Source organism: Leclercia sp. TB492, from assembly GCF_049974505.2.
GTDB classification, from domain to species: domain Bacteria; phylum Pseudomonadota; class Gammaproteobacteria; order Enterobacterales; family Enterobacteriaceae; genus Enterobacter; species Enterobacter adecarboxylatus_C.
Genome location: NZ_CM127572.1, coordinates 4,688,538 through 4,701,480, shown reverse-complemented (window position 1 = coordinate 4,701,480; position 12,943 = coordinate 4,688,538). Strand labels below are relative to the sequence as shown.

At 54.5% G+C, this 12,943-nt stretch carries 12 protein-coding genes; 3 read left to right on the top strand and 9 right to left on the bottom strand.

Annotation, left to right across the window (positions count from 1 at the left end):
• Positions 1-31: 31 nt before the first annotated feature.
• From atpE to asnC, 7 genes are all read right to left on the bottom strand, one after another.
• Positions 32-271: a F0F1 ATP synthase subunit C gene (gene atpE, locus ACP4QI_RS22315; protein WP_000429386.1), complete on the bottom strand. Its 240-nt coding sequence runs from the start codon at positions 269-271 to the stop codon at positions 32-34.
• A gap of 49 nt (positions 272-320) precedes the next feature.
• On the bottom strand, positions 321-1,136 hold the full coding sequence (atpB, locus tag ACP4QI_RS22310) for a F0F1 ATP synthase subunit A (protein ID WP_142487639.1): 816 nt from the start codon (positions 1,134-1,136) through the stop codon (positions 321-323).
• 8 nt (positions 1,137-1,144) lie between these two features.
• Positions 1,145-1,525, bottom strand: coding sequence for a F0F1 ATP synthase subunit I (gene atpI, locus ACP4QI_RS22305; RefSeq protein ID WP_103824374.1), 381 nt, complete (start codon positions 1,523-1,525; stop codon positions 1,145-1,147).
• Positions 1,526-2,140: 615 nt separating this feature from the next.
• Positions 2,141-2,764, bottom strand: coding sequence for a 16S rRNA (guanine(527)-N(7))-methyltransferase RsmG (rsmG, locus tag ACP4QI_RS22300; protein ID WP_426495985.1), 624 nt, complete (start codon positions 2,762-2,764; stop codon positions 2,141-2,143).
• Between the two features lie 105 nt (positions 2,765-2,869).
• Positions 2,870-4,759, bottom strand: coding sequence for a tRNA uridine-5-carboxymethylaminomethyl(34) synthesis enzyme MnmG (mnmG, locus tag ACP4QI_RS22295; protein WP_142487636.1), 1,890 nt, complete (start codon positions 4,757-4,759; stop codon positions 2,870-2,872).
• 373 nt (positions 4,760-5,132) lie between these two features.
• A complete protein-coding gene (gene mioC / locus ACP4QI_RS22290; protein WP_142487635.1) occupies positions 5,133-5,582 on the bottom strand; it encodes an FMN-binding protein MioC in 450 nt (149 codons plus the stop codon).
• Positions 5,583-5,671: 89 nt separating this feature from the next.
• Positions 5,672-6,130 (bottom strand): transcriptional regulator AsnC, encoded by a 459-nt coding sequence (gene asnC, locus ACP4QI_RS22285; protein WP_032615488.1) that lies wholly within the window; start codon positions 6,128-6,130, stop codon positions 5,672-5,674.
• 150 nt (positions 6,131-6,280) lie between these two features.
• On the opposite strand from asnC, the gene asnA reads away from it, so the two are divergent.
• Positions 6,281-7,273, top strand: a complete 993-nt coding sequence (gene asnA / locus ACP4QI_RS22280) for an aspartate--ammonia ligase (protein ID WP_156264994.1) — start codon at positions 6,281-6,283, stop codon at positions 7,271-7,273.
• Here the strand turns inward: asnA and viaA are convergent, their stop codons facing one another.
• The gene (gene viaA, locus ACP4QI_RS22275; protein ID WP_142487633.1) at positions 7,274-8,725 is read right to left on the bottom strand and encodes an ATPase RavA stimulator ViaA; all 1,452 of its coding nucleotides are present in this window, start codon (positions 8,723-8,725) and stop codon (positions 7,274-7,276) included.
• Positions 8,719-10,215 (bottom strand): ATPase RavA, encoded by a 1,497-nt coding sequence (gene ravA / locus ACP4QI_RS22270; RefSeq protein ID WP_156264990.1) that lies wholly within the window; start codon positions 10,213-10,215, stop codon positions 8,719-8,721. Before ravA ends, viaA begins: the two co-directional genes overlap by 7 nt.
• A 222-nt stretch (positions 10,216-10,437) precedes the next feature.
• Here ravA and kup point away from each other — a divergent pair, with 222 nt between their 5' ends.
• Together kup and rbsD are read left to right on the top strand one after the other, a co-directional pair.
• Positions 10,438-12,306 (top strand): low affinity potassium transporter Kup, encoded by a 1,869-nt coding sequence (gene kup / locus ACP4QI_RS22265; protein WP_142487631.1) that lies wholly within the window; start codon positions 10,438-10,440, stop codon positions 12,304-12,306.
• 215 nt (positions 12,307-12,521) lie between these two features.
• Positions 12,522-12,941 (top strand): D-ribose pyranase, encoded by a 420-nt coding sequence (rbsD, locus tag ACP4QI_RS22260; protein WP_142487630.1) that lies wholly within the window; start codon positions 12,522-12,524, stop codon positions 12,939-12,941.
• Positions 12,942-12,943 lie beyond the last annotated feature (2 nt).

The following is a 12,943-nucleotide window of genomic DNA, read 5'->3' as shown; positions in this document are numbered from 1 at the left end:
ACAACTGTGGCTTAGGGTTTAAATCTACTTACTACGCGACAGCAAACATCACGTACAGACCCAGACCTACAGCGATCATCGGGATAGCATCCACCAGACCCATAACGATAAAGAACTGAGTACGCAGCAGAGGAATCAGATCCGGTTGACGCGCTGCGCCTTCCAGGAATTTGCCCCCGAGGATGCCGATACCGATCGCAGCACCGATAGCCGCCAGACCCATCATCACAGCGGCAGCCATGTACAGCAGATCCATATTCAGGTTTTCCATGACAGTCTCCAGTTTGTTTCAGTTAAAACGTAGTAGTGTTGGTAAAGAATCAGTGCTCTTCAGACGCCATCGACAGATAGACGATCGTCAGAACCATGAAGATAAAGGCTTGCAGCGTAATGATCAGGATGTGGAAAATGGCCCATGGCACATTCAGAACCCACTGTGACCACCACGGCAGAAGACCCGCGATCAGAATGAAAATCAGCTCACCCGCATACATGTTGCCGAACAGTCGCAGACCGAGAGAAATCGGTTTGGACAGCAGGCTAACGCCTTCCAGGATCAGGTTGACCGGAATAAACGCCCAGTGGTTGAACGGCTGCAAGGTAAGCTCTTTCACGAAGCCGCCTACACCTTTCATTTTGATGCTGTAGAAAAGAATCAGGATGAATACGCCCAGTGCCATAGACAGGGTGATGTTCACGTCAGCAGACGGCACCACACGCAGGGCAGGCAGACCGAAGATATGCTCGCCGATAAACGGCAGCAGGTCGATCGGCAGCAGGTCCATCAGGTTCATCAGGAAGACCCACACAAAGACGGTCAGCGCCAGCGGTGCAATCACCTTGCTCTTGCCGTGGTACATGTCTTTGACGCTGCCATGGACGAAGCCAATGATCATTTCGATGAAAGTCTGGAATTTCCCTGGCACGCCGCTGGTTGCGCGTTTGGCAACGCCGCGGAAAATGGCCAGGAACAACAGACCCAGTACCACCGAGAAGAACATGGAGTCGATATTGATCGTCCAGAAGGTGGCTGGGGGGTTATGCGGATCCACCAGCGAGAATGTACGCAGGTCGATCTGAAGGTTGTTCAGATGGTGACCTATGTAATCCTGCGGCGTCATATTTTCTGAAGCCATGATGCCTTTTACCCTTTGTTATTGATTACAGCTGGCGCCAGAATTTGTACCACCAGCACCAAAACCCACGTCACTATCAGCGGCAAAAATACCACTTTAAAAACCGCCAGCGCCACCACCAGAAGGGCAAAGGTCAGCAACACCTTACACACTTCGCCCAGAGCGAAGGACCAGGCCATGCGGCCTTTGGCAGGTGTATGCGCCTGATGACGCCAGGCAAAAATCATAAACAACATATTCGGCACAACAACTGCCAAACCTCCGCTTACCGCAGAGATGCCCCAGAAGGGGTCTTTGAGGCAGAACAGCAATCCGCTTGCTATCACCGCCAGAAACTGAATGAACAGAAGCTTACGAGCAACGTTTCGACTCAAGAGCGACACAGACATCACGTTTTTACTCCTGCTCCCTTCGAGGTATGCCGCGTGTCGTATAAAACGTCCTTTAGGGCTCAGAGTCAAGCAGCAAAAAGCGGTCAAATTATACGGTGCGTCCCCGTGATTTCAAACAATAAGTAGCGAAAAGGTGAATAAATGTTTAAATATTTTTCCCCAGCGCTATTTCTTAACTTTTCGTCAAACTGTGAATGACTCGTCAAAACTGCAAACTGCGCGGAAACGTTGGCGATAAAGCGTGCACGAGATCACAAAATACACATTTACGATAAGGTCGAATAAATTAAATCAGTAAATCGTTATATTTCATCTTTCTGATATTAAAGCGTTATTTCAGCAACTATTTTCAAAACAGCCCTGTATACAAGAGAAACCTTTTATTGACATTTATAATAAATATTTAACATTGCAATCTGGTTACTCTTTCCTACTTTTAGCAAGCTGATATTTTCAGTGTTTATTATATTATGGGTTAACTACACGCTCAGGTTAACCCAAAGAAAATCCATAGTAAAAAAGCGGTTAAATTAAAGCTGTTTATTTCTTAAGCATTCGTCTGTTTTTTAACATACTAAGAACAGCACAAATTCCACATTTTTTATTATTTTTTTAAAAATTGTTTGGCTTAACGATCACCAGATGACGTTCACCTTCCAGCTGCGGAACGTGCAATTTAATAGCGGACTCCAGTTCAAACCCGGCAGGCAGCTGTGCAATTTCGTCTTCCGGCAGGATCCCTTTCAGCGCATAAAAGCGCCCATTCTGCGCAGGCAGATGCTTACACCAGTCGATCATGTCATTGAGCGAAGCAAATGCCCGGCTGATCACGCCGTCAAACGGCGGCTCGGCGGGAAACTCCTCTACCCTACTCTGCACCGGATGAATATTTTCCAGCTTCAGCTCATGTTGAACCTGTCGCAGGAAGCGCACGCGCTTGCCCAGGCTGTCCAGCAACGTGAACTGACACTCAGGACGCACGATAGAGAGCGGGATACCAGGCAAGCCCGGACCGGTGCCTACATCAATAAAACGTTCGCCCTGGAGGTGAGGCGCCACGACGATGCTGTCGAGAATGTGGCGCACCAGCATCTCATTCGGGTCGCGAACCGAGGTGAGGTTATAGGCCTTGTTCCATTTGTGCAGCATATCGACATACCCCACCAGCTGATTTTTCTGGTGATCGGTGAGCGAAATACCGGCTTGATCCAGCAGACGAGTGAGTTTGTTGAGCACGGTGAATACCTGTTGAGATGCGTTTTGGCGGGTGGCGCTACGCTTACCCGCCCTACGGAGTTCTGTAGGCCCGGATCGCTACGCATCACCGGGCAGTTCTTACGATTATGCGCTGCGGCGCAGCATACCCTGTTTTTTCAGCCACACCAGCAGAATGGAGATGGCCGCAGGGGTGACGCCGGAAATACGCGATGCCTGGCCGATGGATGACGGCTTATGGTCATTCAGCTTGGCGATCACCTCGTTGGAGAGGCCGTTAACCTGACGATAATCCAGCGTGGCCGGGAGGATCGTACTCTCGTTGCGCTGCTGTTTCTCGATTTCATCCTGCTGACGGGCGATATAGCCTTCGTATTTCACCTGGATTTCAACCTGCTCGGCAGCCTGTACGTCTTCCAGACCCGGCGCGAACGGCGTCATCTGGATCAGCTGATCGTAGGTCATCTCCGGACGACGGAGCAGATCTTCCCCGCTGGCTTCACGCGAAAGTGGCGCAGACAGGTGAGCGTTCACTTCGTCTACAGATTCGGCGGTTGGGTTGACCCAGGTGGACTTCAGGCGCTGACGTTCACGCTCGATGTTCTCCAGCTTCTCGTTGAAACGCGCCCAGCGCGCGTCATCCACCAGACCCAGCTCACGGCCGATTTCGGTCAGGCGCAGATCGGCATTGTCTTCACGCAGCATCAGACGATATTCCGCGCGAGAGGTAAACATGCGGTACGGCTCTTTGGTCCCCAGGGTGCAGAGGTCATCCACCAGCACGCCAAGGTAAGCCTGAGAACGGCCCGGCGCCCAGCCCTCTTTCTCGGCCGAGAAGCGCGCGGCGTTCAGACCGGCCAGCAGACCCTGCGCAGCAGCTTCTTCGTAGCCGGTGGTACCGTTGATCTGGCCCGCGAAGAACAGCCCCTGGATATATTTGCTCTCCAGGGTTGGCTTCAGGTCACGCGGATCGAAGAAGTCATACTCGATGGCATAGCCCGGACGGACAATCCTCGCATTCTCCATCCCCTGCATCGAACGGACGATCTGCATCTGTACGTCGAAAGGCAGGCTGGTGGAGATACCGTTCGGGTAGATCTCGTTGGAGGTCAGCCCTTCCGGCTCGAGGAAGATCTGGTGCTGGTTACGATCGGCAAAGCGCATCACCTTGTCTTCGATCGACGGACAGTAGCGTGGGCCGATCCCTTCGATCACCCCGGCATACATCGGGCTGCGATCGAGGTTACTGCGGATCACGTCATGGGTTTTCTCGTTAGTGTGCGTGACATAGCACGGCACCTGGCGCGGATGTTGATCCACGTTGCCCATGAACGAGAAGACCGGCATTGGGTTATCACCATGCTGCTGTGCCAGCACGCTGAAATCAATGGTGCGGGCGTCAATACGCGGCGGCGTGCCGGTTTTCAGGCGGCTGACGCGCAGCGGCAGCTCGCGCAGACGGCGCGACAGCGGAATGGACGGCGGATCGCCAGCACGGCCACCGCTGTAGTTATCCAGTCCGATATGAATTTTGCCATCAAGGAAAGTCCCGACGGTCAGCACCACGGCTTTGGCACGGAACTTCAGACCCATCTGGGTCACGGCACCGACGACACGATCGTTTTCGACGATCAGATCCTCAACTGCCTGCTGGAAGATCATCAGGTTCGGCTGATTCTCCAGCGCGGTACGCACCGCCTGACGATAGAGCACGCGGTCTGCCTGTGCACGGGTGGCACGAACGGCGGGACCTTTGCTCGCGTTTAGTATCCTAAACTGAATGCCGGCATGGTCGATCGCGGTTGCCATCAGGCCGCCAAGTGCATCCACTTCTTTTACCAGGTGTCCTTTCCCAATGCCGCCAATCGCCGGATTACAGGACATCTGTCCTAGCGTGTCGATATTGTGTGTCAAAAGCAGGGTCTGTTGACCCATTCGCGCCGCGGCCATTGCGGCCTCGGTGCCTGCATGACCCCCGCCAATGATGATGACGTCAAAAGGATCCTGATAAAACATGGTGGTCTGCCTCGCGTAAAGCGGTAAGAAAATGGATTGAAGCCCGGGCCGTGGATTCTACTCAACTTTAGTCGATCGAGAAAGCACTGGGATCCTGGCTATTAAAAAGAAGATCTTTTTATTTAGAGATCTGTTTTATTGTGATCTCTTATTAGGATCGCGGATTTCTGTGGATAAGCCGGATCTCCCGAAGAAGATCATGCGTTTAGAGAGGATCGTTTGCTGTGAATGATCGGTGATCCTGCAACGTATAAGCTGGGATCAGATCGCGATGTTATACACAGCACAAAAAGTCATCAAGGGTTGTTCTTGGGATAACTACCGGTTGATCCAAGCTTTTAACCAGAGTTATCCACATCTGATCGCACGATCTTTAATCGGTTTTGAGTAAATTTTTCCATTCAGCCAGCCAAAGTTCCGCTGGATCTTCCGGAATATCGTGATCGAGGATGTTGATCTTCAGCGTTTCACCGATCTGTTGTGCCCCACAGGATTTCAGTTCGGTCTCGACTTTCTCAACGGCGCCGCAGAAGGTGTCATATTCCCGGCTGCCGATGCCGATCGCCCCAAAACGGACGTTCGCCAGGTCGGGCTGCTGTTCTTTTAACTCTTCATATAAAGGAAGAAGGTTATCCGGAAGATCGCCTGCCCCGTGGGTGGAGGTGATCAACAGCCAGATCCCGTCGTTCGGCAGATCTTCTAACAACGGCCCGTGCAGCGTTTCAGTGGAAAAACCCGCGTCTTCCAGCTTTTCAGCCAGGTGTTCCGCGACATATTCAGCCCCGCCAAGGGTGCTGCCGCTGATTAGAGTAATATCTGCCATGGATCGCTCGCTCATATAAAGAGGGATCATTGTACGCTGTGAGCGAGCTGGGATCTACCTGTGGAAAATGTGGGTATGAATTTGCCCGATCAGGGGCGGATGGTACGCATGATCGGGTTCTGCAGGGAGATCAACGTCTCGGTGGACTGAATTTCATCGATTGTTTGGATCTTGTTGATAAGTACCTGCTGCAGGGCGTCGATCGATCGGCACATCACCTTAATAAAGATGCTGTAGTGACCGGTGGTGTAGTAGGCCTCGGTCACTTCATCCAGTGCGTTGAGCTTTGCCAGTGCGGAAGGATAGTCTTTGGCGCTCTTCAGGATGATGCCGATAAAGCAGCAGACGTCGTACCCCAACTGTTTAGGGCTGACGTCGATATGTGCCCCGGTGATGATCCCCGCCTGCTTCATCTTCTCTACGCGCACATGAATAGTCCCTGGACTGACGCCAAACTGTTTGGCCAGTTCGGCATAGGCAGTACGGGCGTTAGCCATCAGGGCCTCAAGGATGCCGCGGTCCAGATTGTCGATCTGATAATTTTCCATAGTTTTTTCTTATGAAGATTAATGAATCACTCTATTTTAGCGGGTAATTTTATCGAATCAAAAGTGATAGCGGAGTTTTATTGTTGGATTATTGAAAGAGGTTCTTTTTTGTTGCTTAATCAATGCCAACAGGACGCAGGAGTATAAATAATGAAAACCGCTTACATCGCACAACAACGCCAGATCAGTTTCGTTAAATCCCATTTTTCCCGCCAGCTGGAAGAGAAGCTCGGTCTTATTGAAGTTCAGGCACCGATCTTAAGCCGCGTGGGCGACGGGACGCAGGACAACCTGTCTGGTTGCGAAAAAGCGGTACAGGTGAAAGTGAAAACACTGCCAGACGCCCAGTTCGAGGTGGTTCATTCCCTCGCGAAGTGGAAGCGTCAAACCCTGGGACAACACGACTTCAGCGCGGGCGAAGGGCTTTACACGCACATGAAAGCTCTTCGCCCCGATGAAGACCGCCTTACCGCCATTCACTCTGTGTACGTTGACCAGTGGGACTGGGAACGCGTCATGGGTGATGGGGAACGTCATACCCGCACGCTGAAGGCGACGGTAGAAGCCATTTATGCCGGGATCAAAGAGACCGAAGCGGCGGTCAGCAAAGAGTTTGGTCTGACCCCGTTCCTGCCGGAGACGATCCAGTTTGTTCACAGCCAGGAGCTGCTGACCCGCTTCCCGGATCTGGATGCTAAAGGCCGTGAGCGCGCGATCGCTAAAGAGTTAGGGGCCGTGTTCCTGATTGGGATCGGCGGCAAGCTTTCTCATGGTCAGCGTCACGACGTTCGTGCGCCGGATTATGATGACTGGAGCAGCGAAGGCGAGAGCGGCCTGGCAGGCCTGAATGGCGATATTCTGGTGTGGAACCCGATTCTGGAAGATGCGTTTGAGCTCTCTTCCATGGGGATCCGCGTCGATGCCGAAGCGCTGCAGCGTCAGCTGGCAATCACCGGTGATGAAGATCGTCTCAAGCTGGAATGGCACCAGGCGCTGCTGCGTGGTGAGATGCCTCAGACCATCGGCGGCGGCATTGGCCAGTCTCGCCTGACCATGTTACTGCTGCAGCTCTCCCACATCGGCCAGGTTCAGTGTGGCGTATGGCCGCAGCAGGTGCGTGACAGCGTGGATGCGCTGCTGTAATTAGCGTTTCCAGCGCCGCAGCAGGCGGCTACGCAGCCCGGTATCAAAGCGCCAGATATGATCGAAGATGCGCATGATGCCGGGTTTTCCATGAGTGGACATCGCCACCGCGTGAAAACGATGCTGATGCTCCCGCTGCAACACCTTCACCTTACTCACCACCTCATCCGGCAGCCGCTGGGCAATAAAATCCGAGATCACCACCGCGTCGGCGTCATACCACTCTCCGCCCTGCATCCGCTCGATAATGGCGCGAAAACAGCTGGCGAGATCGGTCCCGCCGCGAAAACGCTGGCTTAAGAAGCGGATCGCCTGCTCGAGGCCGTGCTGGCCTGACAGCTCGTAGCCCACCACCTCGCTGGAAAACAGCATGATAAAGCAGCGTCGTCTGTCGGCCAGCGCCACACGCATCAGCGCCAGGCAAAATGCTTTGGCGCACTGTTCATTGAAGCCGCCCATTGAACCGGAAGTGTCCACGCAGACGATAAACGGCCCGCGGGGCTGTTCGTCGAAATCCTGATGCACCGCCGGACGCTGGCTGACCTTCTCCCGCCACGCATCGCCATGCAGCCGGTAGGTCAGGAGCTGCTTCTCCACCAGCCGACGGTAAAATTCATACTCCAGCTCGGTGATACCCAGGGTTGCCAGCTCGGGCGGCAGCAGGCGCAAAATGTCGTCGCTCTGCTGCAGTCCGTCCACCTGCTCCGGCACCGTTGCCGGTTCACGCACCAGGGTGCGGAAGGTTTCCAGCGGGGCATCCTTTTTTGGCACCGACTTCGCCTCCCGGGAGCGGCCCAGCTGTTCTGCCAGCTGCATCAGCTCCGGCTGCTGGGCCAGGAAGTCGCCATAGCGAACGATAAGCTGATAGTCCCCGCGCTTGAGCTGACCGGCGCTCATATCCCACAGGCGACCGGCAGCGTTTTCATTTTCAACCAGCACTGGCTCCAGCGCCCCGGCTAAGGTCATGCGCTCCTGCACTTCGCTGAGCAGCTGTTCGCGCTCCTCTTCCAGTAGCTGCTGATTCAGGGAAGTGGCCTGTACCACCAGGCTCAACCGCCAGCGCTGTAAAAAGAGGGTATGCAGTGCGGGCGTAAAGGTGGCGTTATCCACCACCAGCTGCCGGGCCTGGCTGGCGTACGGGGAGTGAAGCTTGTCCAGCAGGGTTAAAATCTGCGGCAGCTGGACGATCAGCTGGGGCGTGGAGAGCAGTTGGCTTTGCTGATAGCACATCACCTCTTCGGTGAGCTCTGGCGGGACGCGGGTATCTTTCAGCCTTTTGCGCAAGTTTTCCCGCCAGCGCGGGAGATCGTCAGTAATGGCGGTTTTAAGCCGGGGAAATTTTTCGAAAAAGATCGCCAGCTGCGGCGAGGCCAGCAGGGTCAGGATGATCTCTTCGATCATGCCCTCCTCGCCGACGGCGAGCATAACGTTGAGCGTATCCAGCGTCAGCATTGACGCGCCTGTTTGATCTGCGCGCTCACATCCTGCAGGCTGGATTCAATTCGCCCCAGCCAGTCGCTGTGGATAAACAGACATTTTTGCTGCTCGCTAAAGCGGGTGTGCTGCAGATGCCACTGGTTATCCAGCGCTTCCAGCTGCTGTTTGATCTCTTCCGGGACGCTGTCAGAGGCGGTCCCTGGCAGCGCAAGGCGCGATCCCTGCAGGCTGACGTCGCGGATCACCAGATGCAGACTCCCGTCCACTTCCATATTGAGCTGCTGGGCAAAGCCGATGCCGTTGAGTTTGCCGCGGATCTCGCCGCCTTTAGTCAGCCACAGCGACAGGGCTTCGCGCTCAATGGTGATGTGAATCACCTGCATATCATGAAGCTTAAGCGGCTGCTGGAGGAGTAGCGTCAGGGTGGTCTCGCTCAGTTCGGCCGGTAATTCATAGTGCGGACGCCGGGCAAACATGCCGCTCTGACGGCTGACGCGCAGGGCGGTTTTGTCGCTTTGCTGCTGCTGAAGCTGAAGGCGGCGCTGGGTGATGGCCCCGAGCTGGTTCAGCATCTCCTGCTGTCCCCAGGCGTGCCCGGTCATCAATATTTCCAGCTGCTGCTGCATCAGGTTCATGCCGTTGGCGTCATGCCACAGGCAATCCTTCAACAGGATCAGATCGATAGGGGCAACCGCATCGCGACCGCTGAACAGGGCGCTGGCCTGCAACAGGCGAATGGCTTTCTTCCAGCGGCGATCGGAGACGTAAGGCGCACCCGGCAGGGCATCCAGCTGCTGGCGCAGCATAAAGACTAGGTCGAACACCGCATCCGGCAGTTTGATTTTGCCAATGTCCTGCTGCCACTGCTGGTACTCTTCGTCAGTGACCTGTAGCGCAGCGGGCACCGGGTTATCGTTTTCATCCTGCTGGCTAATCAGCAGCGAGCGGAAGTTCGCTTTGTCCTGCACCTTGTCGAGCCAAAGGCGGATCAGCATGCGGTCATATAAGGCTTCCAGACTGCTGTCGGCTTCCGGCAGTTCGTTGGAGGCTGCCACCAGCAGGCGCATTGGGATTTTTTCTTCAAACGCGCCATTGCGGAACCGGCGTTCGTTGATGGCGGTGAGCAGGGTATTCAGGATCGCCGGGCCAGCTTTCCAGATTTCATCGAGAAACACGATCTCCGCTTCCGGGAGATAGCCCGCCGTTAAACGTTCATAGCGTCCTTCATCTTTAAGCGCCTGGATGGATAGCGGGCCGAACACCTCTTCCGGCGTGGAAAAACGGGTCATCAGATACTCAAAGGCTCTGGCATGCTGAAACGCGAATTTCAGCCGGCGGGCAATCAGGCTTTTTGCGATGCCGGGCGGCCCCAGCAGAAAGACGCTTTCGCCGCTCAGTGCCGCCAGTAAACAGAGGCGGATGGCATGGCTACGTTCAAAGAGCCCTTTTTCCAGCGCGCCGCTGAGACGGGAAATTCTTTCTGCTAATAAATGAGTGTGAGCCATAATTGTTTTGCATCCTTTCGCCGTAAACCCGGCTAATTGAAGCGAGTATAGACGTTTCGTTCGGGGCTGGTAATAGACTGAACTACGGTGCTATTTTCTTTGCGCTATGTTAATGACGGCGCATTTAGGGGTACGATTCTACGATTAATCGTGCATACTGTGCGCTTTTTGTGGGCCAAGGGACTAAGCACACATTTGTTATATAAACGAAAAGACTAGTCTATGAGCACTGATAATAAGCAATCATTACCCGCAATCACGCTTGCGGCGATCGGGGTTGTCTACGGTGATATCGGCACCAGCCCGCTTTATACGCTTCGTGAATGTTTGTCCGGTCAGTTTGGTTTTGGCGTGGAACGCGACGCTGTTTTTGGTTTTTTGTCTCTCATCTTTTGGCTCCTTATCTTAGTCGTCTCCGTTAAATATCTCTCCTTCGTCATGCGTGCTGATAACGCCGGTGAAGGTGGGATCCTGACCTTGATGTCGCTGGCCGGGCGCAACACCTCGCCCAAAATGACCTCTTTCCTGGTCATTATCGGGTTGATTGGTGGCAGCTTCTTCTATGGCGAAGTGGTGATCACGCCGGCGATCTCCGTGCTGTCGGCAATCGAAGGGCTGGAGATTATCGCGCCGCAGCTTGATGAGTGGGTGGTTCCGCTGGCCATTATTGTGCTGACCCTGCTGTTTGTGATTCAGAAACACGGTACCGGGCTGGTGGGGAAACTCTTCGCGCCAATTATGCTCGCCTGGTTCCTGATCCTGGCGGTGCTGGGGTTACGCAGCATTATTGCTAACCCGGACGTGCTGCATGCGCTGAACCCGATGTGGGCAGTGCACTTCTTCCTCGAATACAAAACTGTATCGTTTATTGCGCTGGGTGCCGTGGTGCTGTCCATCACCGGGGTTGAGGCGCTGTATGCCGATATGGGGCATTTCGGCAAACTGCCTATTCGCGTGGCATGGTTTATTGTGGTGCTGCCATCGCTGGTGCTGAACTACTTCGGTCAGGGTGCGCTGCTGCTCAAACATCCGGAAGCGATTAAAAACCCGTTCTTCCTGCTGGCGCCGGACTGGGCGTTGGTGCCGATGCTGATCCTCGCGACGCTGGCGACGGTGATTGCCTCCCAGGCGGTGATTTCAGGCGTCTTCTCCCTGACGCGTCAGGCGGTACGTCTGGGTTATCTCTCCCCGATGCGCATCATTCATACATCGGAGATGGAGTCGGGCCAGATCTACATCCCGTTCATTAACTGGCTGCTCTATTTCGCGGTGGTGATTGTTATCGTCAGCTTTGAACACTCCAGTAACCTGGCGGCCGCCTACGGTATAGCCGTTACCGGGACGATGGTGCTGACTTCAATCCTCTCCACTACGGTGGCCTACCGGAACTGGCACTGGAATAAATTCCTCGTGGGGATGATTCTGGTCGGCTTCCTCTGTATTGACGTGCCGCTGTTCTCAGCTAACCTCGACAAGATTGTCTCCGGCGGCTGGCTGCCGTTGACGCTGGGGATGGTGATGTTCCTGGTGATGACCACCTGGAAGAGCGAGCGTTTCCGCCTGCTGCGCCGGATGCACGAACACGGTAATTCTCTCGAGGCGATGATTGCCTCGCTGGAGAAATCTCCACCGGTGCGCGTGCCTGGCACCGCGGTCTATATGTCGCGCGCGCTGAACGTGATCCCCTTTGCCCTGATGCACAACCTCAAGCACAACAAGGTGCTGCACGAGCGGGTGATCCTGCTGACCCTGCGAACGGAAGATGCGCCTTATGTGCATAACGTTCGCCGCGTGCAGATAGAGCAGCTGTCGCCCACCTTCTGGCGGGTGGTGGCCAGCTACGGCTGGCGCGAAACCCCGAACGTGGAAGAGGTGTTCCACCGCTGCGGTCTGGAAGGCTTAAGCTGCCGGATGATGGAAACCTCGTTCTTTATGTCGCACGAGTCGCTGATCATCGGTAAACGTCCGTGGTATCTGCGTCTGCGCGGCAAGCTCTATCTTATCCTCCAGCGTAACGCCCTGCGTGCGCCCGACCAGTTCGAAATCCCGCCTAACCGCGTAATTGAGTTAGGAACCCAGGTCGAAATTTAGTTAGTGCCCGGCGGCGCTTCGCTTGCGCGGGCCTACGGTTTAGTAGGCCGGGTAAGCGCAGCGCCACCCGGCAAATCCCCTCTTAAATCCCTCCCTCATTTCACTTAGCGAAACGTTTCGACGACGATCACAAATCTGCAACGCCATGGTGGTTTTCTGCGCATCGGTAAGATTAAACTGACGCCAGCGAAACGTTTCGCTAGTGGAGCAAGAATATGAAGAAAGGCACGGTACTCAACTCTGAAGTCTCATCGGTCATCTCCCGCCTTGGACATACCGATACGCTGGTGGTATGTGATGCGGGTTTACCCATTCCCCACAGCACAACGCGTATTGATCTGGCGTTAACCCAGGGCGTGCCCTCGTTTATGCAGGTGCTGGATGTAGTGACAACCGAGATGCAGGTTGAGGAAGCCATTCTCGCTACGGAAATCCAACAACATAATCCGCAGCTCCACGAAACGTTGCTTGGCCATATCAAGCAACTGCAACAACACCAGGGAAATACCATAAAAATAAGCTACATAACGCACGAGCAGTTCAAGAAAAATACCGCTGACAGCCAGGCGGTTATCCGCAGCGGGGAGTGTTCCCCGTATGCGAATATCATTCTCTGTGCTGGCGTCACCTTCTGAGG

Coding starts and splice junctions, on each gene's coding strand:
- atpE (WP_000429386.1), bottom strand. CDS start 271: ATGGAAAACCTGAATATGGATCTGCTGTACATGGCTGCCGCTGTGATG.
- atpB (WP_142487639.1), bottom strand. CDS start 1,136: ATGGCTTCAGAAAATATGACGCCGCAGGATTACATAGGTCACCATCTG.
- atpI (WP_103824374.1), bottom strand. CDS start 1,525: ATGTCTGTGTCGCTCTTGAGTCGAAACGTTGCTCGTAAGCTTCTGTTC.
- mnmG (WP_142487636.1), bottom strand. CDS start 4,759: ATGTTTTATCAGGATCCTTTTGACGTCATCATCATTGGCGGGGGTCAT.
- mioC (WP_142487635.1), bottom strand. CDS start 5,582: ATGGCAGATATTACTCTAATCAGCGGCAGCACCCTTGGCGGGGCTGAA.
- asnC (WP_032615488.1), bottom strand. CDS start 6,130: ATGGAAAATTATCAGATCGACAATCTGGACCGCGGCATCCTTGAGGCC.
- asnA (WP_156264994.1), top strand. CDS start 6,281: ATGAAAACCGCTTACATCGCACAACAACGCCAGATCAGTTTCGTTAAA.
- viaA (WP_142487633.1), bottom strand. CDS start 8,725: ATGCTGACGCTGGATACGCTCAACGTTATGCTCGCCGTCGGCGAGGAG.
- ravA (WP_156264990.1), bottom strand. CDS start 10,215: ATGGCTCACACTCATTTATTAGCAGAAAGAATTTCCCGTCTCAGCGGC.
- kup (WP_142487631.1), top strand. CDS start 10,438: ATGAGCACTGATAATAAGCAATCATTACCCGCAATCACGCTTGCGGCG.
- rbsD (WP_142487630.1), top strand. CDS start 12,522: ATGAAGAAAGGCACGGTACTCAACTCTGAAGTCTCATCGGTCATCTCC.